At 63.5% G+C, this 21,877-nt stretch carries 14 protein-coding genes, 1 rRNA gene and 1 riboswitch; of the genes, 6 read left to right on the top strand and 9 right to left on the bottom strand.

Annotated features, from left to right (window positions below; genetic code table 11):
• Positions 1–338: 338 nt before the first annotated feature.
• Positions 339–1,869 (bottom strand): 16S ribosomal RNA (locus FA94_RS26555).
• Positions 1,870–2,462: 593 nt separating this feature from the next.
• Here FA94_RS26555 and FA94_RS26550 point away from each other — a divergent pair.
• On the top strand, positions 2,463–3,401 hold the full coding sequence (locus FA94_RS26550) for a flagellar brake protein (RefSeq protein ID WP_035556872.1): 939 nt from the start codon (positions 2,463–2,465) through the stop codon (positions 3,399–3,401).
• A 221-nt stretch (positions 3,402–3,622) separates the two neighbouring features.
• On the opposite strand, the gene FA94_RS26545 is transcribed toward FA94_RS26550, so the two are convergent.
• From FA94_RS26545 to cobW, 4 genes are all read right to left on the bottom strand, one after another.
• Complete coding sequence (locus tag FA94_RS26545; RefSeq protein ID WP_051980761.1) at positions 3,623–4,162, bottom strand: vWA domain-containing protein; 540 nt, start codon at positions 4,160–4,162, stop codon at positions 3,623–3,625.
• Positions 4,163–4,311: 149 nt separating this feature from the next.
• Positions 4,312–5,514 carry a magnesium chelatase ATPase subunit I gene (locus FA94_RS26540; protein ID WP_081936119.1) on the bottom strand — a complete coding sequence of 401 codons (1,203 nt, stop codon included), beginning with the start codon at positions 5,512–5,514 and terminating at the stop codon, positions 4,312–4,314.
• A gap of 17 nt (positions 5,515–5,531) precedes the next feature.
• Complete coding sequence (gene cobN, locus FA94_RS26535; RefSeq protein ID WP_035556863.1) at positions 5,532–9,362, bottom strand: cobaltochelatase subunit CobN; 3,831 nt, start codon at positions 9,360–9,362, stop codon at positions 5,532–5,534.
• 6 nt (positions 9,363–9,368) lie between these two features.
• Positions 9,369–10,460 carry a cobalamin biosynthesis protein CobW gene (gene cobW, locus FA94_RS26530; protein ID WP_035563089.1) on the bottom strand — a complete coding sequence of 364 codons (1,092 nt, stop codon included), beginning with the start codon at positions 10,458–10,460 and terminating at the stop codon, positions 9,369–9,371.
• A gap of 89 nt (positions 10,461–10,549) precedes the next feature.
• Positions 10,550–10,828: riboswitch (cobalamin riboswitch) on the bottom strand.
• Between the two features lie 238 nt (positions 10,829–11,066).
• Between cobW and FA94_RS39255 the strand changes: the two genes are divergently transcribed.
• From FA94_RS39255 to bluB, 4 genes are read left to right on the top strand one after another with little or no spacing between them, the layout of a single operon-like run.
• A complete protein-coding gene (locus FA94_RS39255) occupies positions 11,067–11,489 on the top strand; it encodes a cobalamin biosynthesis protein (RefSeq protein WP_035563086.1) in 423 nt (140 codons plus the stop codon).
• Positions 11,486–12,088, top strand: a complete 603-nt coding sequence (gene cobO, locus FA94_RS26520; protein WP_035556861.1) for a cob(I)yrinic acid a,c-diamide adenosyltransferase — start codon at positions 11,486–11,488, stop codon at positions 12,086–12,088. The genes FA94_RS39255 and cobO overlap by 4 nt, the downstream gene beginning before the upstream one ends.
• A 3-nt stretch (positions 12,089–12,091) precedes the next feature.
• Entirely contained in the window at positions 12,092–13,390 is a 1,299-nt protein-coding gene (locus FA94_RS26515; RefSeq protein ID WP_035556858.1) for a cobyrinic acid a,c-diamide synthase CobB, read from the top strand.
• Positions 13,374–14,045 (top strand): 5,6-dimethylbenzimidazole synthase, encoded by a 672-nt coding sequence (gene bluB / locus FA94_RS26510; protein WP_035556855.1) that lies wholly within the window; start codon positions 13,374–13,376, stop codon positions 14,043–14,045. Before FA94_RS26515 ends, bluB begins: the two co-directional genes overlap by 17 nt.
• Positions 14,046–14,090: 45 nt before the next feature.
• Here the strand turns inward: bluB and FA94_RS26505 are convergent, their stop codons facing one another.
• From FA94_RS26505 to FA94_RS26490, 4 genes are all read right to left on the bottom strand, one after another.
• On the bottom strand, positions 14,091–14,699 hold the full coding sequence (locus FA94_RS26505) for a DUF4136 domain-containing protein (RefSeq protein ID WP_035556852.1): 609 nt from the start codon (positions 14,697–14,699) through the stop codon (positions 14,091–14,093).
• 36 nt (positions 14,700–14,735) lie between these two features.
• A complete protein-coding gene (locus tag FA94_RS26500) occupies positions 14,736–17,357 on the bottom strand; it encodes a CHASE2 domain-containing protein (protein WP_035556849.1) in 2,622 nt (873 codons plus the stop codon).
• A gap of 66 nt (positions 17,358–17,423) precedes the next feature.
• Positions 17,424–18,878: a FecR family protein gene (locus tag FA94_RS26495; RefSeq protein WP_051980760.1), complete on the bottom strand. Its 1,455-nt coding sequence runs from the start codon at positions 18,876–18,878 to the stop codon at positions 17,424–17,426.
• A complete protein-coding gene (locus tag FA94_RS26490) occupies positions 18,875–19,612 on the bottom strand; it encodes a response regulator transcription factor (protein WP_035556844.1) in 738 nt (245 codons plus the stop codon). The genes FA94_RS26495 and FA94_RS26490 overlap by 4 nt, the downstream gene beginning before the upstream one ends.
• Before the next feature lie 740 nt (positions 19,613–20,352).
• On the opposite strand from FA94_RS26490, the gene FA94_RS26485 reads away from it, so the two are divergent.
• Positions 20,353–21,573 (top strand): Fic family protein, encoded by a 1,221-nt coding sequence (locus tag FA94_RS26485; protein WP_197070246.1) that lies wholly within the window; start codon positions 20,353–20,355, stop codon positions 21,571–21,573.
• The last annotated feature ends 304 nt before the right edge of the window (positions 21,574–21,877 follow it).

The raw sequence follows: 21,877 nt of genomic DNA, 5'->3' as shown, positions 1-21,877 counted from the left end.
ACATCGTTACAGGTTGAGTATTCGTGTTGCGCCGTATTCCAAGGCAATCTTTCGATCACCTTTTCATACATTGATACAATCACAACCCTGATTCACCTACTCACACACCCATCTCTAGATATGCTTTCGTGAATCTCTTTACTACTTCTTCCTGATTGTTAAAGAACGACAGCCGATATCATGGTTGCTATAACCACGTATCACTCTGACTGGCTCAATCGCCAATGCAAAGTACTCTGCGCATTACCTGCTCGCAGAACACTATGCACTGAAGATTGTCCATTCAGAATCACAGCCGATAAGCGTGAGCGCTCAACGTTCGACACGTTCAGCTCTAGAAAGGAGGTGATCCAGCCGCACCTTCCGATACGGCTACCTTGTTACGACTTCACCCCAGTCATGAATCCCACCGTGGTAAGCGCCCTCCTTGCGGTTAGGCTACCTACTTCTGGTGAAACCCACTCCCATGGTGTGACGGGCGGTGTGTACAAGACCCGGGAACGTATTCACCGCGGCATGCTGATCCGCGATTACTAGCGATTCCAGCTTCACGCACTCGAGTTGCAGAGTGCGATCCGGACTACGATCGGTTTTCTGGGATTGGCTCCACCTCGCGGCTTGGCAACCCTCTGTTCCGACCATTGTATGACGTGTGAAGCCCTACCCATAAGGGCCATGAGGACTTGACGTCATCCCCACCTTCCTCCGGTTTGTCACCGGCAGTCTCCCTGGAGTGCTCTTGCGTAGCAACTAGGGACAAGGGTTGCGCTCGTTGCGGGACTTAACCCAACATCTCACGACACGAGCTGACGACAGCCATGCAGCACCTGTGTTATGGCTCCCTTTCGGGCACATCCACCTCTCGGCAGACTTCCATACATGTCAAGGGTAGGTAAGGTTTTTCGCGTTGCATCGAATTAATCCACATCATCCACCGCTTGTGCGGGTCCCCGTCAATTCCTTTGAGTTTTAATCTTGCGACCGTACTCCCCAGGCGGTCAACTTCACGCGTTAGCTACGTTACTAAGTCAATGAAGACCCAACAACTAGTTGACATCGTTTAGGGCGTGGACTACCAGGGTATCTAATCCTGTTTGCTCCCCACGCTTTCGTGCATGAGCGTCAGTATTGGCCCAGGGGGCTGCCTTCGCCATCGGTATTCCTCCACATCTCTACGCATTTCACTGCTACACGTGGAATTCTACCCCCCTCTGCCATACTCTAGCCCGCCAGTCACAAATGCAGTTCCCAGGTTAAGCCCGGGGATTTCACATCTGTCTTAGCGGACCGCCTGCGCACGCTTTACGCCCAGTAATTCCGATTAACGCTTGCACCCTACGTATTACCGCGGCTGCTGGCACGTAGTTAGCCGGTGCTTATTCTTCCGGTACCGTCATCCTCCCGCCGTATTAGGACAGAAGTTTTCTTTCCGGACAAAAGTGCTTTACAACCCGAAGGCCTTCTTCACACACGCGGCATTGCTGGATCAGGCTTTCGCCCATTGTCCAAAATTCCCCACTGCTGCCTCCCGTAGGAGTCTGGGCCGTGTCTCAGTCCCAGTGTGGCTGGTCGTCCTCTCAGACCAGCTACAGATCGTCGCCTTGGTAGGCCTTTACCCCACCAACTAGCTAATCTGCCATCGGCCGCCCCTGTAGCGAGAGGTCCTAAGATCCCCCCCTTTCCTCCGTAGAGCGTATGCGGTATTAATCCGGCTTTCGCCGGCCTATCCCCCACTACAGGACACGTTCCGATGTATTACTCACCCGTTCGCCACTCGCCACCAGGATTACTCCCGTGCTGCCGTTCGACTTGCATGTGTAAGGCATGCCGCCAGCGTTCAATCTGAGCCAGGATCAAACTCTTCAGTTCAAACCTGTTACTGTTTTTCGGTTCCGTTAAGAACCGGTCGCTCACTCAACGTACTGACGAATTGTTCGATCGTCTTTCGACAGTCAAACCTTCCTTTCATTACTGTGTGAGACTTGATACTTTCGCTTTGCGGCAGACCCCGAAAGATCCACCTCGCGTCTCGCATCAAGCGCCCACACTTATCGGCTGTTAATTTTTAAAGATCGATTACGCATTCACTACCAAACCAGCACCGCGTGTCGCCAACCTCACAACTACCCGGCACCGCTTCGTTCTGCGTCGCTGCATCTGCAGCAGAGAAACGAGATTATGGAGATAGGCTCGCAGGTCGTCAACCCCCTTCACGCAATATTTTCCGAAGATGAAGAAGATCTTCGATGGGTCGCCGTGACTCATCGCTAAAATTAGTTAGCCATCCGATTTAAATTGGATCCTGCCGGAGGAACATCGCACTCGCGTCGATCAGATTGTGATCTCGTGACAAATCAACACCATAGCGACGACACGCGCGCCCGCCAACGACCGGAAACTAAAGTTTTTCGCTACCCGTCCGTCAACCATAGATATCCCGTCACTCACAAAAATAGCCGACCATGGACAATCCAGTCGAGCAACACTCCGAGGAAAACCCGCCCGCCGCTCCGTCGGCGGTTCTATCAATGGACGCGGTGCCGGTCGGCGCGCCGCTCGAATGGCCGATCGTCGACGCCGACGGCACGCTCCTGTTTACCAACGGGACCATTCTCGCGACCACGGACGAGCGCAACTTCCTGTTCACGCACTTCCAGCCGTATCGCGGCGACCTGCTGGACCGAACGACGCACGAGCCGGCCGAGGCCGAACCTCACGCCGATCCCGCAAACCCGTTGACGATCAAGGACATGCACCTGGAAATCGGCGCACTGATCGGCGTACGGTCGCAAGTCGGCAGCGGGGCGCCCATGCATCCGTGCCGGATCATCGGCTTTGCGCCGAATCACGCGTTATTCGTCACGCCGCCACTGCATCAAGGCCGGATCCTGCCGCTTGGGCTGGGTGAGAACATCGAAATCGTCGCGATCGCGAGCCATGCGGTGTTTCGCTTCGTCTGCACGATCGAGGCGATCTGCCGTTCGCCGTTCGATTACGTCGTGCTGTCGAAGCCCGGCGTGATCCGTCGCCTGCGCGAACGCAAGTCGATCCGCGTCAATACGCACCTCGCGGTGCGTTTCGGTATCGGTGAGACGGGGGAATCGTACGAAGGCCTCGGGCTCGCGAAAGGGATTAGCGCGCTCGGCATGTCGCTGGCCGCTTCGTGGACCGTGGGCGCGGTTGGTGAGCGGCTGCGGGTCGCCTTCCGGCTGAAGTCGGCGGAAATGGACACCGAGATCGAAACGACCGCGGTGATTCGGAATGTGCACAAAGCCGGCAGTCCCGGCGAGCCGGCGACCCATGGGCTGGAATTCGACCAGCTAGATACAGCGCAGCAAATGGCGATGAAAGTCTTCGTGTTCGATCGTCAGGACGATGTGTCGCATTGGACGAACGGTTGACGCGGGGACGGGGCGGCGAGCGGCGCGGCGGATGTGTTGCTTGGGCGTGCGGTCGGGGAGTTGGATCTGAGTGCTTGATCTGAGTGCTTGATCTGAGTGCTTGATCTGAGTGCTTGATCTGAGTGCTTGATCTGAGTGCTTGATCTGAGCGCTTGATCTGAGCGCTTGGATCGAGACGCTTGACCGAAGCGTTTAACCAGGCCGCCTCCCCACCCATTCAATCAGCCAATCAACTCTTCCGCCGTAACGTACCGCGCGCCCCAGCCATCGGCGAGTGATGCGCACCGCCCCAGCCGTATCGCGCCCCGCTCGAAATCGACCACTACGATCTGATCCACAGCGCGCGGACGCGCCGGTTCATCGTTTGTGCGGCCGTCGGTCAAGATCCACAGCCAGCGCTGCTGGGCAGGTTTGCGGCGCACACTGTCTTCCAGCAACCTCACCGCTCGCCCGACACCGACCGCAAGCGGCGTCCCACCGCCACCGCCCACCGGCGTGAGCCAACGCTCGTTCCACCAGCGCGGCACGGCCGGCCCGAAACGCACATCCGCATCCGAACCGCCGAAACAGACCAACGCCGCCTCGGCACGCGCGGCGCTCGCGCGGTCGAACAACGCAATCAGCAGCCCTTTGGCAAGCGCGAGTCGCTCTCCCGCCAGCATCGACGCCGAACAATCGAGTAAGAAACAATGCAGCACGCCACCACGCGGCGCTTCGCGCACGAACCGCAGATGTTCCGCGCGCAGCGTCTGCCCGCGCATTGCCGCAAGTGTGGGCGGCCACGCCACGCGCTTGCCCTGCTTGTCGACCGATTGATCACGCGACCCCGAAAGCGGCCCTGCGCTTGCACGCGCGCCTTGCCGCCATCGAAAACCGCTGCGTGAGTCAGCGGCTGCGCCCTTCCGATGGCTCAGCGTTTTTTTACGCTGAGCGGTATGACGCCTTTGACTTGAGTGGTGCCGGCGGGCTCGGGCGGTAGATAACCCCAGTCGGCTTCGCTGGAACCACCATGGGAGGCATTAGCACCGAAAGACGACACCCCGGCGCCTTGCGAAGACCCAGACGACGAAGCAGACAAAGCCGACGAAGCAGCCTCACCCCGCCCCTCAAGCTCATCTCCACCCCGCCCCTGCCGCCCGGCATCCGCATCACGCGGCTCACCCCGCGCCGAACTCTCCCGCTGATGACGCCGATGAACCAGCGCCGCCTCGGCGACACGATCCACATGCTCCGCCGTCACCGCCGCGGCCTGCTCCAGCGCCGCCAACGCCCGCGCCGCGCGCAGCATCACGAGATCGGCGCGCAAACCATCGACGGCCGCGTCGATACACAACGCGCTGACCCGCGCGTGCACCGCATCGTCGAACGCGAGTTGCGGCAGCGTCGCCCGGGCGGTTTGAATCCGCCGAACATAAAGCGCCTGCTGCTGCGCATGGTCCGCGCGAAAGCCCTGCGGATCGAGATCGAACGCAAGTCGCGCCTTCACGATCTGCTGGCGCACCTGCGGCTCAAAGCAGTTTTGCAACTCGACCATCAACCCGAAGCGGTCGATTAGTTGCGGCCGCAACTCTCCTTCTTCGGGGTTCATCGTGCCGATCAGCACGAAGCTCGCGTCGTGGCTATGTGAAACACCGTCACGTTCGATGGTATTCACGCCGCTTGCCGCCGCGTCGAGCAAGGCATCGACGAGCGCGTCCGGCAGCAGATTGACTTCATCCACATACAGTACGCCGCGATGTGCCTTCGCGAGCAAGCCGGGTGAAAAGCGCACCGCGCCGTCGCGCAGCACGGTTTCGATATCGAGTGTGCCGATCAGGCGGTCTTCGCTCGCGCCGAGCGGCAGGTTCACCAATTGTCCTTCCGGCAACAACTCGGCCAGCGCGCGCGCCGCGGTCGACTTCGCCGTGCCGCGCGGCCCGGTGACCAGCACGCCGCCCAACCCTGGATCGATCGCAGCCAGTAGAAGCGCCTGCTGCAACGGCGCCTGCCCGACCAGCGCGGCAAACGGAAAAGCGAGGCGCGAGTTTGCGCTTTGAGCCACGCCTTGGGTCACGCCTTGGTTTGCGCCTCGATCAGTGCCTTGAGTCACGCTCTCGCCCGCCTTTGGGTCCATACCCTGATCCGATGAACTCATATCCGCGCCCCTTCAATCTGCTGCTCGCTCGCGAGCAAATGCCGTTCAACCTGCCCACGATACTCACCAGGCGCCTGCCACAACCCTCGCTGCATCGCCTCAAGCAGCCGCTCGCAAATCGAATGCAACGCATGCGGATTGTGCCGCTGCAAGAACTCGCGGGTATCCGCGTCGTTCAGATAAGCCTCAGTAACGAGCGCATATTGATGATCCGCGACCACGCGCGCGGTCGCGTCATAACCGTACAGATAGTCCACGGTCGCGGCAATTTCCGCCGCCCCCTTATATCCATGACGCTTCACGCCGTCGAGCCATTTCGGATTGACCACGCGCGAGCGAATCACCCGCGCGATCTCCTCATGCAGCGTTCTCACGCGCGGCGCGGCCGGATTGCTGTGATCGGCGTGATACACACTCGGCTGATCGCCGGCCAGATGCCGCACCGCCGCGACCATGCCGCCCTGAAACTGGTAGTAATCGTTCGAATCGAGCAGATCGTGCTCGCGATTGTCCTGGTTCTGCAGCACCACATCCATCGCGGCGAGGCGCACGCCGAACGCTTGCCGCGCCTCTTCGCCCGCGCTCTTCTGCGTATACGCGTAACCGCCCCACGCCTGATACGCATTCGCGAGATCGGCGTCGGTCTGCCAGTGTTGCGAGTCGATCATGTCCTGCAGACCCGCACCATACGCGCCGGGCCGCGCGCTGAACACGCGCCAGCCGGCGCGCCGGCGCGCTTCGACGGCGTCCATGCCGCGCGCGATCAGCGCGTCGCGTTCGCGCAGCACGCGCGCGCGAATCGGATTCAGCTCCTCCGGCTCATCGAGTTCGGCCACGGCTTGCACGGCGGCGTCGAACAGATGCATCACGTTGGCGAACGCATCGCGGAAAAACCCGGAGACGCGCAGCGTGACGTCGATACGCGGCCGGTCGAACGCGTCGATCGGCATGATCTCGAAGTCGGTCACGCGATGACTGCCCGGCGCCCACTTCGGCCGCACGCCGAGCAACGCGAGCGCCTGAGCGATATCGTCGCCGCCGGTGCGCATCGTCGCGGTGCCCCATACCGAGAGACCGATGGCGCGCGGATAGTCGCCTTTCTCCTGCAAATGCCGCTCGATCAGTTGCTGGGCGGACTTCAATCCGAGCGACCAGGCGGCTTGCGTCGGGACCGCGCGCGTGTCGACGGAATAGAAATTGCGGCCGGTCGGCAGCACGTCAGGGCGTCCGCGCGACGGCGATCCGCTCGGCCCCGGCGGCACGAAACGCCCTTCGAGGCCGCGCTTCAACTGCATCATTTCCTGCGGACCGCACGCGTCGAGGCGCGGCAATACATCGTTGCGCAGACGCTCGATCACGCGCTCCGCCTGCGGCAAACTTCCCGCGGCCGGCGTTAAATCCAATTCGGCGCGATCGCCGCCGTCGCGGCACTCGCCGCCATCGCCACACACGCCACGCAACATCGCCGCCGCCAGCAATTCCAGCCGTTCGCGCGTATCGCCGCAATGCCGCCACGGCGCCTCGCTCACGCGCTGCAACACATCGGGACGCGGCCCGTCCCACGCCGCCGACCAATCCACCGACAACGGATCGAACAGATGATCCATCCGCAGATCGCGCGCCAGCGCATCGATCAAACCGGCCTTGCCGCCTTGCCCATCACCGACGGGAAAGCGCCCCAACGCCAGCAACGTATCGCGCCGCTGGACACCGTCAGGCGATTGACCAAACGTGTGCAACCCATCGCGAATCTGCGCTTCTTTCAACTCGCACAGCCAGGCGTCGACGCGCGTCAGCAGCGTATCTTCAGCGTCCTGCCCGTTTGGCGCCGCGAGACTCAGCTCTTCATGCAGCTTATGTTCGACGATGGTCGCCAGAATCGTGCGCCGCAAGAGTTTCGAGCGGCGCGGGTCGACCATCAGCGCTTCATAGTATTCGTCGACCTGGCGTTCGAGGTCCTGCAAAGGCCCGTACGTTTCGGCCCGCGTGAGCGGCGGCATCAGATGATCGATGATCACGGCCTGCGCGCGACGCTTCGCCTGGCTGCCCTCGCCCGGATCGTTGACGATGAACGGATACAGATGCGGCATCGGCCCGAGAATCAGATCGGGCCAGCAGGCCTCGCTGAGCGCAACGCTCTTGCCGGGCAGCCATTCGAGATTGCCGTGTTTGCCGACATGCACGACCGCGTCGATCCCGAACTGATGACGCAGCCAGAAATAGAACGCAAGGTACGCATGCGGCGGCACGAGTTCGGCGTCGTGATAGCTCGCGTAGTCGCCCTGCTCACGCGAACGCGACGGCTGAATGCCGACGAACACCTGCCCGCAGCGCCATCCCGCGATCATGAAACGGCCGCGCCGCAACGTCGGGTCCTGCCCGGGCGCACCCCAGCGCGCGTTCAATGCCTCGCGCGCATCGGCGGGCAACGCGTTGAAGTAAGTCAGATAGTCGTCGAGCGCGAGGCTTTGCAAGGCCGGCCGCAAATCCCGCACCACCGGATCGTTGGTCACGCCTTCGGTGAGCTTCTGCAACAGCGCACCGCCGTCTGCCGGTAAGTCGGCGAGACGATAACCCTCGTCGCGCAGCATCGCCAGAATGCCGACCACCGAAGCCGGCGTATCGAGCCCGACGCCATTGCCGATCCGCCCTTCGCTCATCGGATAGTTGGCGAGAATCAGCGCGAGTTTCTTGTCCGCGTTGTCGAGCGTGCCGAGACGGCACCAGCGGCGGCTCAGTTCGGCAAGAAAGCCCACGCGTTCGAGATCCGGCTGATAGCGGACCACATCGACTTCGGTGTGCGGACAACGATAGGCCAGGCCCTTGAAACTGATCGCACGCGTGATGATGCGACCGTCCACTTCCGGCAGCGCGATATGCATGGCGATATCGCGCGAATTGAGGCCATGGTTGTCCTTGAGCCAGTCCTCGCGATTGCCGCCGCTCAGGATCACCTGCAGCACCGGCGCGTCGCCGGCGAGTGCGAGCGGCTCGGGATCGTCGATCGCGGACGCGGCGAACGCGGTCGTGTTCAGCACCAGCGCGACCTGATGTTGCGCGCACAACGACTGCACGACGTCACGGCTCATCGCATCTTTCAGCGACGTGATCGCGATCGGCAGCGGATTGAGCCCTTGCGCTTCGAGCGCGTCGATCAGCGCATCGAACACCGCCGTATTGGCCGCCTGCAGATGCGCCTTGTAGAACAGGATCGCGGCCACCGGCGCGCCGGCGCGCCAGCGCGCCTGCCAATCGGCCACGCTCGGCGTATCGCGTTCGGGGTGATAGAGCGTGGCGGCGGGCAACGCGCGCGGCGGCGCCGGTTCACGTCCCCAGCCGAACGTGCGGTGCGCGATGCAGCGCAAAAACGCTTCTGCGTTCTGCGCGCCGCCTTCGCGCAGATAGCGCCACAACTGATGGCACAGATCGGCGTCCGCGGTGCTGCGCGCCAGCAGATTCGGATCTTCCTGCAGGTCGCCGGAAAACATCGCGAGCGTCTGCTGCTTACGCTCGGCGAGCGCAACCACCTGCTCGATGCCGTACGGCCAATATGCCTCGCCGCCGAGATGATCGACCACCACCACGCGTGCATGCTGCAACACGTCTTCAACATAGAAGTCGACCGAAGCCGGCTGCCGCAGATACGTGACATTCGCGAGTCGCAGACTCGGAAAGCCTTCACCCAGACGCGGAAACACGCTCGCCAGCAGCGACAGCGTGGTGTCGGCGGAGCTGAGCACGACGATCTCGGCAGGCTGCTGATCGATACGGATCACGCCTTGCGTATCGTCGACAAAGCCGCCCGGCGTCGTGCGCAGCAGATGCATGAGCGCTTACGCCTGGTGCGCTTCGTGGCTGGACGCGACGCCCAGCGCAACATCGAACGCGCGTTGCAGCGCGGCCTGGTCGAGGTCTTCGCCGATCAGCACGAAGCGGCTGCGGCCGCCTTCGCCGGTCTGCCAGCGTCGATCGAAATAGCTGTCGAAGCGGCGGCCCACGCCCTGAATCACCAGCCGCATCGGCGCGCCCGGCAGCGCCGCGAAACCCTTCACGCGGTAAATCGTGTTGGTTTCGACGAGCGACTGCAACGCGGCGATCACCGCTTCGCGCGACGGCGCGTCCGCCTGCACGACCACCGAATCGAATTCGTCGTGATGGTGATCGGCGTCCTCGGCGGACCCATGGTGGTCGTGGCGCAAATGGATCGTTTCTTCCGACGCCGCTTCGAGCCCGAGCAACGTATGCAGATCGAGCTGCCCCATATGTGCGCGCACGATCTTCACTTGCGGCGGAATCTCTTCGCGGATCACGGCCTCGACCGCGCCTTGCTGCGCGTCGTCGAGCAGATCGGTCTTGTTCAGAATCACCAGATCGGCCGCGGACAACTGGTCTTCGAACAGTTCGTGCAGCGGCGATTCGTGATCGAGATTCGGATCGGCCTGGCGCTGCGCGTCCACAGCAACCGGATTGTCGGCGAACTGGCCGCTCGCAGCAGCCGGGCCGTCCACCACCGTGACCACCGCGTCGACGGTGAAGCTATTCTTGATCTGCGGCCAGTTGAACGCCTGCACGAGCGGCTTGGGCAACGCGAGGCCGGAGGTTTCGATCAGCACGTGATCGATCTGGCCGCGCCGTTCCACGAGCTTTTCCATCACCGGAAAGAACTCTTCCTGCACGGTGCAGCACAGGCAGCCGTTCGCCAGTTCATACAGTTGGCCTTCCGTTTCGACGCCGTTTTCGTCGCAACCGATGCCGCAACCCTTGAGGATTTCGCCGTCGATACCGAGCTCGCCGAACTCGTTGACGATCACCGCGATGCGCTTGCCGCCCGCATGCTGAAGAATGTGCCGCAGCAGCGTGGTCTTGCCGCTGCCGAGAAAGCCCGTGACGATGGTGACGGGAATCTTGCGCATTTGAGTTTGCATCGTGAGGTCCATCCGTAGGAGTTGCACGGGTACGCCGGCGCGTTTCGTTCTGTGCGGAGGTCATGAGCGCGCGCCGCATCCCCGCGGCGTTCGCTCTGCATGTTCTGGCCGGTATCCGGGCTGGCGAAAGCGCCGCTTCCCCTTCCCGGGCGAGGAGGTTCTCGCCCAGTGGTGACATGCCGACGCGGCCTTGCGCGTGGACATTGAAGCCGGCTCCGCGGCGCCGGAGACTGAACCGGACGCCACATTTCGCTTACCGTTGCGGGGGCAGCACAGGTTGACCCGTTCCATTGCAGGCGGGCACCCTGTTTCCCGTTTAACTGCATGCGCGAGAGCGCGCACACGAGCACCAAAAGTGCGTGCGAGTGTAGGCCCGCGGCCCGCCGACGTCAAGGCGACACCGGCCGCGAAGGCTTATCGGGCGGGGCACCGTGTGCTATCGTATGCGCGCGTTTGGTGCCCGCCTATGCGCCCGCTCATGCGTTCGCATGGGCCGTAAAACGGGAATTCGTTGTATTGCATGACCTCGATGCCAGCCCTCAAACGCTCCTGCTTGTTTCATCCTTCCAATCCGCTGACGACGTGGCGCGCGCCATGCACGCCGCGATGAACCGCGCGTGGCTAAGTGTCGGCATCGGCTGCCGCTTGCATAGTTCGGCCGAACAGATCGAAGCAGCCGTGCGCGTCGCGCTCGGCACGTATCGGTTCGATCAGATCCGGGTCGTCGCATCGATCGACAGTAAATCCCGGGAAGCCGGCTTGCTTGATTTCTGCACACGCCATGCGTTGCCGCTGGCTTTCTTCAGCCGTGAGCAGATCGCGGCGGTGCCGGTAGAAACCTACTCGGCAGCGGCAAAAAACCATCTCGGCGTGGACGGCGTGTGTGAGCCATGCGCGCTGCTGGCTGCGGCGGGCGAACCGACCGCGTCGCGAGCCCGCCTTACCGTACGTAAAACGATTCATGCCGGTGTCACCGTGGCGATCGCCACCTCCACCGACCACGCCATCCAACCCCAGGACCTGCCATGAAAACCGATCCCGAATCCCATCAACGGATGACCGAGCGCCGGCGCGAAGGTCACGAAAAGAAACAGGCTCAGGCTACTGTCGAAAAAGGTCTGCTGATCGTCAACACCGGCACCGGCAAAGGCAAAACCACGGCCGCGTTCGGCATGGCCGTGCGCGTGCTGGGCCACGGCATGCGGCTGGGCGTCGTGCAGTTCATCAAGGGTGCGTTGCATACGTCGGAGCGCGACTTCCTCGGCGCGATCGCCCACTGCGATTTCGTCACGATGGGCGACGGCTATACGTGGAACACGCAGAATCGCGACGCCGACATCGCCACCGCGCGCAAAGGCTGGGACGAAGCGCGCCGGATGATCGAAAGCGGCGATTACCAGATGGTGATCCTCGACGAACTGAACACCGTCCTCAAGTACGAATACCTGCCGCTCGACGAAGTCCTCGCCGTGTTGAACGCCCGCGCCGGGCTGCTGCATGTGGTCGTGACCGGCCGTCACGCGCCGGACGCGCTGATCGAAGCCGCCGACCTCGTCACCGAAATGCGCATCGTCAAGCATCCGTACCGCGAGCAAGGCGTGAAAGCGCAGCGCGGCGTGGAGTTTTAAGCCGTGTCCGCGTGCCCGGCGCTCTTCATCAGCGCGCCCGCCTCGGGTCAAGGCAAAACCACGATCACCGCGGGCCTCGCGCGCTATCACCGGCGCCAGGGACGGCGCGTGCGCGTGTTCAAGACCGGCCCGGACTTTCTCGATCCGATGATTCTGGCGCGCGCGAGCGGCGCGCCGGTGCTGTCGCTCGATCTGTGGATGGTCGGCGAGCCCGCGTGCCGCGCATTGCTCGCGCAGGCGGCGGCCGAAGCAGACCTGATCCTGATTGAAGGCGTGATGGGCCTGTTCGACGGCACGCCGAGCAGCGCCGATCTCGCCACCGCGTTCGGCGTGCCGGTGCTCGCGGTGATTTCGGCGAAGGCGATGGCGCAGACCTTCGGCGCGGTCGCCTTCGGTCTCGCGCAATTCCGGCCGCAGGTGCCGTTTTACGGCGTGCTCGCGAATCGCGTCGGCTCCGCGCGGCACGCGCAGATGCTTGAAGAGGCGTTGCCGGCCGGGCTGCGCTGGTGCGGCCACATTGCCGCCAGCGACGAAATCCAGTTGCCGGATCGCCACCTCGGTCTGCACCAGGCGGCTGAGATCGACGATCTGGACGCGCGCCTTGATCGCGCCGCTGACACGCTCGCCGAAACCGCGTTGGCCGCGCTGCCGCCGCCGGTCGAGTTCGGCCCGCCCACAACGGCCAAGCTACCGCGCCTGCTGGAAGGCAAAACGATTGCAATCGCGCGCGACGCCGCGTTCTCGTTCGTCTACCCGGCCAACCTCACGCTGCTGGAAGCACTCGGCGCGCGGCTCGCCTACTTCTCGCCGCTTGCCGACGAAGCCCTCCCGCCAGACGCCGATTCCCTCTACCTGCCAGGCGGCTATCCGGAACTGCACGCGGCGACGCTCGCCAGCAACACGCGCAGCGCGGCAAGCATTCGCGCACACGCGGCGGCCGGCAAACCGGTCGTCGCCGAATGCGGCGGCATGCTGTACCTGCTCGACCAGCTCACCGACACGCACGGCGCGAGCACGCCGATGCTCGGCCTGCTGCCCGGTCACGCGACGATGCAAACACGCTTCACCGCGCTCGGCATGCAACAGCTCGACGGCCCGCACGGCGCGCTGACCGGCCACACGTTTCACTACTCGAAGCTGAGCACACCGCTCACGCCGTTGCACCACGCCACGCGGCCGAACAGCGCGACATCGGGCGAAGCCCTATATCGCCACGGCGCCATCGTGGCAACCTATATGCACGCTTACTGGCCCTCCAACCCGGCCTTCACGGCCGCCCTGTTCCATGGCAACGCCTTTTAACGATTCCGAGCGCGACGCCGTCTACCGCGCCATTTACGAACGCCGCGACATGCGCCACTTCGTGCGCGATCCGGTCGATCCGGCTGTGCTGCAACGTCTGCTCGACGCGGCGCATCACGCGCCGAGCGTCGGCTATATGCAGCCTTGGCGCATCGCGCGCATTACCGATCCCGCGCTGCGCACGGCGTTGCACGCCACCGTCGAAAGCGAACGGCTCGCCACCGCCGACGCACTCGGCAAGCGCCGCGAAGAGTTCATGAAGCTGAAAGTGGAAGGCATGCTGGAGTGCGGCGAACTGCTGGTGATGGCGCTGATGGACGGCCGCGAGCGGCATATTTTCGGCCGCCGCACGTTGCCGGAGATGGACCTCGCGTCAGTTGCGTGCGCGATCCAGAACATGTGGCTGGCCGCGCGGGCGGAAGGTTTGGGGATGGGCTGGGTGTCGCTGTTCGACGTCGACACGGTTCGCACGCTGCTGCATATGCCGGCGGGCGCGCGGCCGGTGGCGATTCTGTGTCTCGGCCACGTCGACCGGTTTTATAGTGAGCCGATGCTTGAAACCGAGCGCTGGGCGAGCCGTATGCCGCTCGCGGAATGCGTGTTTGAGAACCGCTGGCCGGAACAGGGAGAGGGTCCCGTCAGCGGGACGGAATGAGGCGTTGCATTGCCCTCGCAACAGCGTCGCAACAAACCCGGCGCGTTACGGCTGCAACGGCTTCACCGACACCACCTCCGGCACGCCACTGGTTTCATCCTCGCGCAATTTCACGTGCCAGTCCGCCGGCTCCGCGAACGGCAACTGCGCCAGTGCGCTTTTCACGAGCGCTGGCGCGGCGTGCAACGGATCGGCGTCGCGATCGCTGCTGACCGCGCTGACCTTGTAAACCTCCTGGCCGGTCGTGCGCTCGAAAAACCTCAGCGTCAACGCATGCCGGTAGGCGGGACCGCCGAACAGCGCGAACGGCGCGTCCGGCTGATGGCCGCAGTCGCCCGGCACGCAATCCTTCACGTCGACACCAATCGCCGCCGGCCGGGTGTCGTACGCGACCGACAACAGATAACGCGCCGCTTTGCCCGGCGTCTCGGCGAAGCCCTGTTTCGCCAACACGTCACGCAGCAAGCTTTCGAATTGCGGATGATCCGCGCTGGCATCCTGCGACGGCATGCGCGCGAGCGCATAGGTCCGCTCGCCCTGCAACGCCGCTACGGCATCGGTGGCGTGGACCGTGTGCACGTCGGCGCTCAGGCCCGCACAACCGGTGAGACTCGCCGCAGCCAGCGCGGCACTGATCAGGATCGCTTTCACCATCTTCTCGCTTCAATAAAGTGCGTATTCATTGTCGTGTCAGGCGCGCGGCAACGCGAAGGCCTCGGATTGCGCGTCGTCGAGCGCCGGCAGTTCGATCGTGAACGCCGTGCCCTTGCCGGGCGCGCTGACCACCGCGACATCGCCGCCATGGCGCGTCACGACAGTCTTCACGAAGGCCATGCCCAAGCCCGCACCGCCTACTTCGGGCCGCTCCGTCTCGTGGAAGCGCCGGAAACGCTCGAATAAGCCGGCCTGCTGTTCCATCGGAATCCCGTAGCCTTCGTCGCGGATCGTGCACGACACGCGTCGCGCGCCGCCGGGTACGGACGTCGGTTCAAGGCTCGCGAGACTGCACGTGATCCGCGTGTCAGGCGGGCTGTACTTGACCGCGTTGTTCAGAATGTTGACCAGCGCACGCGTCATCAGCGAGCGGTCGGCGCAGATCCAGTGGCCTTCTTCTGCGTCTGCGTCTGCGTCTGCGTCTGCGTCTGCCTCTGCGTCTGCGTCTGCGTCGGCTTCCGCTTCCGCTTCCGCTTCCGTTTGAACTTGCGTTCCCGCGCCGGCGACCGTTTGCAGCGTGATCCGTTTGGCGTGCGCTTGCGGCCAGACCTCGTCGCTGGCATCGATCAGCATCTCAGTCAGACTCACCGGCTCAAGCACATACGCCTGCGATTCGGCGCGCGCCAGTTGCACGAAGTCGTCGGCAAGCGTCAGCGCCCGCTGCGCATAACGCTCGATGCGCTCCAGCAAGCCACGCGCAAGCACCGGCTCTTCGCGGGCGCGCTCGATCTCCACCAGCGCCAGAATCGACGCCTGCGGCGAACGCATATCGTGCGACAGCAGCCGCAACGCATCTTCCCGCTGACGCTCGGCCGCGTGCAGCGCCGACACGTCGACGAGACCCGCGATCCACCCCGTCGTCTCACCCTGTTCGTTCGTGCAATTCGCGTAGCGCAAAAGATAATCGCACTCGCTCGCGTCCCGCACTTCGACGCCCTGCGCCATCAAGCCGGCGAACTCGCGGTGCGCCGGATCGAGCAGCGCGGGCCACTGTGCGTGCGCGAGCAGATTGTTGTCCGCGTCCGTGGCGGCGTCGCGGTCGATGGTCTTGACCAGCGTCAGGCCGCCCAGCACCGCCTGCATGGAACGGCCTTCGGGCGCCGGCGCATTGAGCCGCGCGAAATGCGCTTTCGCCGCATGGTTCGCAATCAGCACGACGCCGCGCACATCGCTCACGAGGATCGGCTCCGGCATGCTGTCCAGGCTGTCCCACACGAAACGCTTCATGTCCTGCACGCGCTGCGCGGCCTGCGCCATCAGCGCCATGTGCTGCTCCAGCACGTCGCCGCCGAACTCGCGGCCGCGCGACGGCGTCTCCGGCAGCAGATGCGGTTCGTCCGCGAGACGCTGCAGTTCGCCGCGTAGATAGGCCATCGTCATTTCGAGGCGTCGCCAGTTCCAGATCGGATACACGACCACCGCGCCGAGAATCGCCGGGACCGGCGACATCCAGAGCCGTACACCAAACAGCAAGGCCGCGCTGCCGGCCGCGGCAAGCGCGCACAGCGCGCCGGTCAGCAACATCGAGCGACGCGGCGACAACACCAGAAACCCCGCCAGCAACGCGGCGAGCGGCACGAGCGAGACCGCGCACAACACCCACGGCTCGGCCGGCTCGATCTCGCGGCCGGTGAGCAGCGTGTCGAGCACGTTCGCGTGGATATACACGCCGGGCAGCGGGCCCAGTTCGCCGGACACCGGCGTCGCGAAACGGTCGTACAAACCGGACGCGGTCACGCCGATCAGCACGATGCGGCCGCGCAACTGGTCCGCCGGGACGTCGCCGCTGAGGACGCTCGCGAAACTGAGCTTCGTATAGCTTTGTGCGTTCGGGCCGAAGGGGATAAGGAAGCGGCCTTCGTCGTCGCTGTCCTGGTTTTGGGCGGGCGTTGCGGTGCGTGCGGCTGTGCTTGCAGTTGTGCGTGCGGCTCCGCTCTCCACCTTCACACCTTCCCGCCGCACATCGTTCAACCGCAGCGTGCCGCGCTCGACCGCCTGCGCGGCGGGCACCATCAGTTGCGGCCAGCGCGACTGCGCGTCGCCCTCGAATTGCGCGACGCTGCGCACAATACCGTCGCTGTCCACTTCGAAATTGATATGGCCGAGCCCCGCCGCCGCCTGCGCCAGCGGCGCGACCGGCTCGGCCACGCTACGGTGCCCCGCGCTGTCCGGCGCGGTGAGCAGCACCGGCAGATAGGTCGGACTCAGCGCGATCGCGCGAGCCAGTGCCGCGTCTTCCGGATTGGCCTCGGTGAACAGCACGTCGAAGATCACCGCGGCGGGTTTGGCTTTGGCAATCTGCTCGAGCAGCCGCGCGTGAACGCTACGCGGCCACGGCCAGCGCCCGAGTTGCGCCACGCTCGCGTTGTCGATTTCGACCACCACGATATCGGGCAGCACGGGCTGCGCATGCAGGCTCAGAAAGCGGTCGTAGACCAGCTGATCGACGCTCGCACTCAGCCGGCCCAGTGAACTGAGCAGAATCACCACGATGCCGAGGCAGCCGATCGCCACCCATTCGATCAGGAAACGGCGGCCGGCGCGCCGCCCCAGGCGGGCGCGCGGATCGAGGCTCAGACGCGTGGGTGTGATCGACAAGGCGTTGCGTGGTCGTAATCGTTGGAGCAGGCCGAGGTCCGGCCCGGTCCCGAGAATCTACCAGCCTCAGCGCGCAAGCGTAAACGAGCGGACCGCGCTGCTCTTCTCATAGAAGCGGCCGTTCTCGAACTGCTCGGCGACGATCGTCCAATAGTAGACGCCGGCCGGCAGGTCGCTCACCACCAGTTGGCCGCCCTTCAGATCGGTACGGTCGACGATCGGATGACGCAGATCCGCGCTCGCGGCCAGCACGAAACGAAAGCGCGTCTCGACCGTGCTGCGGCTGACGAACCAGCGGAATTCATAGTCGCGGCTGCCGGCGCGCGGCCCCGCCGACGCCGACAATCCGAACTGACGCCGTTCGAACGCGTACACCTGGGGCAGGCCTTCGAGCCCGTGTGTATCGATCGCGGCAATCCGCACGAAGTACGTGCCGTCGGCGAGCTCGCCGAAGTCCGCGTGCGGCGCGCTGACGCGCAGATCGCGGATCAGGTCGAGCTGATCGGCGTCGCGCGCGATCTGCACGCGGTAGCCCGCCGCCGCGCTGGCCGGCACGAGATCGAACGCGACCGTTTTGCCGTCCTGCACCTTGGCCGGCTGCGTCAGTGCCGGCGCCGCCAGCAACGCCATCGGATCGCCGATCGCTCCGCCCGTGCGCGTGACACTGCCGAAGCTCGCCTTGACGAGTTGCGCGGACGCCTGCAACGGCACGCCCGGCAGCGGCGCCGATGCCAGCGTGTGGCCGTCGAGCGTGGCGGGATCGACGCCGACCGCGCCGTCCAGCACTTCCACCGCCGTGGTGTGCGCGTCGCCGTCGTAGGCCACTTTGAAACGCGTGCCGCGCACGCCCGCCACCACCGACGGCGAGCGGATCTGGAAGCGGTCGTCTTTTTTCGTCGCGTGCGTGACCTGGCTTTCGACTTCGCCGCGCTGCAGATCGAGAACGCGATCGCCCGCGCCCGTCAGCGTGGTGCGCCGCAGCCGTGCGATATCCACCTCGGCATCTTGCGCCACCGTCACGTGCGAGCCGTCCGGCAATTCGAGCGAGACGAAGCCGTTGCGGCCGGTGCGGATGTGATCGCCTTCGCCGAGTGTCGCGCCTTCCGTGAGCGGCACGTACGGGCTCTGGCCGAACGCGTGCTCGGCCGGACCACTCGTCGCGATCACGCGCGCGGATTCCTGATCCTGTTTGAGCTTGTCGGCCGGCAAGCGCAACGCGATGCCGGCGGGCATCCGGCGCGGCGCGGCAACATGATTGAGGCGGCTCAGCACCGCCCAATCGTCCGGGTCGCGCAGATAGCGGCCGGCGATGTCATACAGCGTGTCGCCGTCATGAGTCACGTACTGAACGTACGAAGGCGCCGCCGTCGGATGCGCTTTCGCTCCGCGCGACACTTGCGCCTGCGCCGGCATCGACGCAACACACGTCAACGCGACCAACCCGGCGGCCAGCCACACGGCGCTGCCGCGGCGCTGCGAATTCGCACTGCCGCGCCCTGCCACCTCCCCGGAAACCGTCACGCCTCCCCCGCTTCAGGGCGTTCGCCGGCGGCTGCCGGCTGCGTGGCGGATTCGATCCGCTCGAGGCGATAACCATAGCCGTATATCGGCGTCAGACGGTAGCCATGTTCGGGGCGCAGGCCCAGCTTGCTGCGCAACATCGAAACGTGGGTATCCATGGTGCGCGACGGGATGTCGACGGCCTGTTTCCAGATCACGTCGAGAATGTGCGCGCGCGACAGCGGCCGGCTCAGGTGCTGGAACAGCAGCAGCGCGAGTTCGAATTCCTTCTGCGTCACCGCGACGGCCGCGCCGCGCACCACCACGTGCCTGGCGCCCAGATCGAACTCGAATTCGCCAAACACTTCCTTCACCGCGGCCGGCTTCAGGTGATACGCGCGGCGCAACAGCGAGCCGACCCGCGCCAGCAGCACGGCGGCCGAAACCGGTTTAACGACGTAATCGTCCGCGCCGGTGTTGAGGATCGAAGTGATATCGGTTTCGCGGCCGCGGCTCGTCATGAACAGCACCGGCAGACGCTCGGAAAGGCTTTCGCGCACCCAGTGCAGCACCTCTTCGCCCGACATGTCGGGCACGTTCCAGTCGAGCACCAGCAGATCGAAGGTCTGGCGCCGCAACTGCCTCACCAGTTCACGGCCCGCGCCGAATGCGTGACAGATATGGCCGGCGGCCGACAGCGTTTGACAAACCAGATCGGCCTGAGCCGAATCGTCATCCAGGACAGCAATTCTCATAAATCCCCGCAACGCGACAACGTGCTACGTAACTGATGGCCGGCTGGCCGGCAGATGACCGGGATGCCGGCATAAGCGCCGACGATCCGGGTTCCCTTTCCAACTCCGGCTGCATTTCTTCGACTTACGGTCCTTTGCCTTGCGCCCTGTTCCGTTCTGCCGCCGCCCGTCTCAAAATTTGCGCGTAATTTGGCTTTATGGCGCGGATTATCGAGGGGGGCTAGTTCATCATAATCGAAAAAACAGCCGTTCTTTTCGGCGGATGCGGTGACGCCGCTATCCGGGCGGCTCAGCGATTGGAGCTGCCTGTTGTGCTTCGCGCCGCCGTCTCTCAGGTTCCGGCGGAACGCGGATGTCGCCCCTTAAAGGGAATGACTCAGGAGTTACGCGAGTCATTACTCGGATCGTTTTTGGTCTCGCTCGCGGCTGATTGGCCCCGTCTGCCTTTAAATATCTACGCCGCATGTCGTTTCGAGATGCGGCGATTTGACAATTTGCGAGTCAGTATAGGAACAGTCTCAAAATAAATCGTTTAAATATTGTTAAGCGAATTTGATCGCCCCAAGGCCGACGCTTATCGGAACGGGCACGGTTCCGCTTCGCATTCATTGCGCTAGAATCCGCCCGAGGTCCGCCATTTGCCATAATTTTTCTATATACTTCAATGGTAAAGACAAATTCCAATTCGCCACATGCACGCCAGCAACATGCTCGAGCCAGCGTTTCCGAACGACGGCGAAATGATCGATATCCTCGATAAAGTCGCCGATCTGCGGGCCGCAGCCGCGCAATTACCAGCAAGCGCGAGTCAAGCCTCTCGCGACGCACTTACCCCGCTGTTGCGTGCGATGAATTCCTATTACACGAACAAGATCGAGGGCCAGCACACGTATCCGGCGGATCTCGAGGCGGCTATTGAACATAACTTCTCAGAGGAAGATGAGACGTATCGGCGTCAACAACTCGCGATAGCCCACATGCGTCTGGAGAAGGATCTCGAACCGGTCGCATTGCAATCGTCCTGGGCCCAGCAGTTCAGTCCGGACTGGATCTGCCGGATTCACCGGGATCTGTACGCGCAATTGCCGGAAGCGTCGCTTGTTATCAAAGACGCGAAAGATCAAGCCAGAGGCACGCTCATTCCGGGCGCCTTACGCAAGATCGAAGTGACCGTAGGCACCCATCGCGCGCCGCCCGTCGACACACTGCCCGACCTGCTCCGGCATTTCGAATTCCGTTACGGCGTGGACAATTATTCGACCAGCCGCAAGGTGGTCGCCGCGGGAGCGGCATTGCATCGCTTGTCCTGGATTCACCCCTTCCCGGATGGAAACGGCCGGGTAAGCCGACTGCACAACCACCTGTTGCTCACGCATCTGAAACTGACCGACGGACTGTGGTCTCCCATGCGGGGCCTCGCTCGCCGACAGAGTGACTATTACGCGGCACTCGGCGCGGCCGACCAACGTCGTCGAAACGACACCGATGGTCGTGGCAACCTGAGTTCCAGCGGCTTGACCCAGTTTCTTTCTTTCTGGCTCGACATCTGTATCGATCAGGTGAATTTCATGGCCGGTCAACTTGCGTTCGCGACGCTGGAACATCGCTTCGGCAGCCTCGCCTTGCAGATCACGCACGACTTTGGCCGCAGCATGTCGCACTCGCGCAATGCCATTCAGCCCGAGCAGCTTGGCCGCGCCCTATATCGCCTGTTCCAGATAGGCCGGCTGGAGCGCGGCGAATTCAAAGCCATGCTGGTTTCGTCGGACCGAACCGCCTCGCGAACCATCGCCCAACTGCTTGCGCTTCGACTCGTGAGGAGCGCGAGCCGCGTGGGGCCGCTGGAACCGGGACTGCCTTTCTTCAGTCTGCGATTCCTTTTTCCAGGCTTATGGCCTGAGGCGGACGGTGTTCCTGTACCCATCATCGACGGCGCACCGGACGGCAAAGAACTGGCGTGAAGAATTCCGCGAGGCGGTGACGTCATTGAGCGGCTCACGCGGTCACACTGAAAAAATGCGGCGTCGCTTCATTAACGAAGCCGACGCCGCTCAACACACCACACGCTCGCGGGGGTCTAGCCGCACGAGTGAGCTAAACGTAGCCGCTTCGAAAAATCCGCTCAAGATGAAAGAACTGCCTTTGTAACGGTTCGCGAGGTAGCTATTACGTGTGACGTAAGCATCGCCCTCGCCGGATCAAGGCTGCGCCGAGCGACAAAATCGTCTGAATTTAAAGGTTGGCGAAGGTCAATTTACATACGAA

Source organism: Burkholderia sp. 9120, from assembly GCF_000745015.1.
Classification (GTDB): Bacteria; Pseudomonadota; Gammaproteobacteria; order Burkholderiales; family Burkholderiaceae; genus Paraburkholderia.
This window is presented reverse-complemented; position numbering and strand designations above follow the sequence as displayed.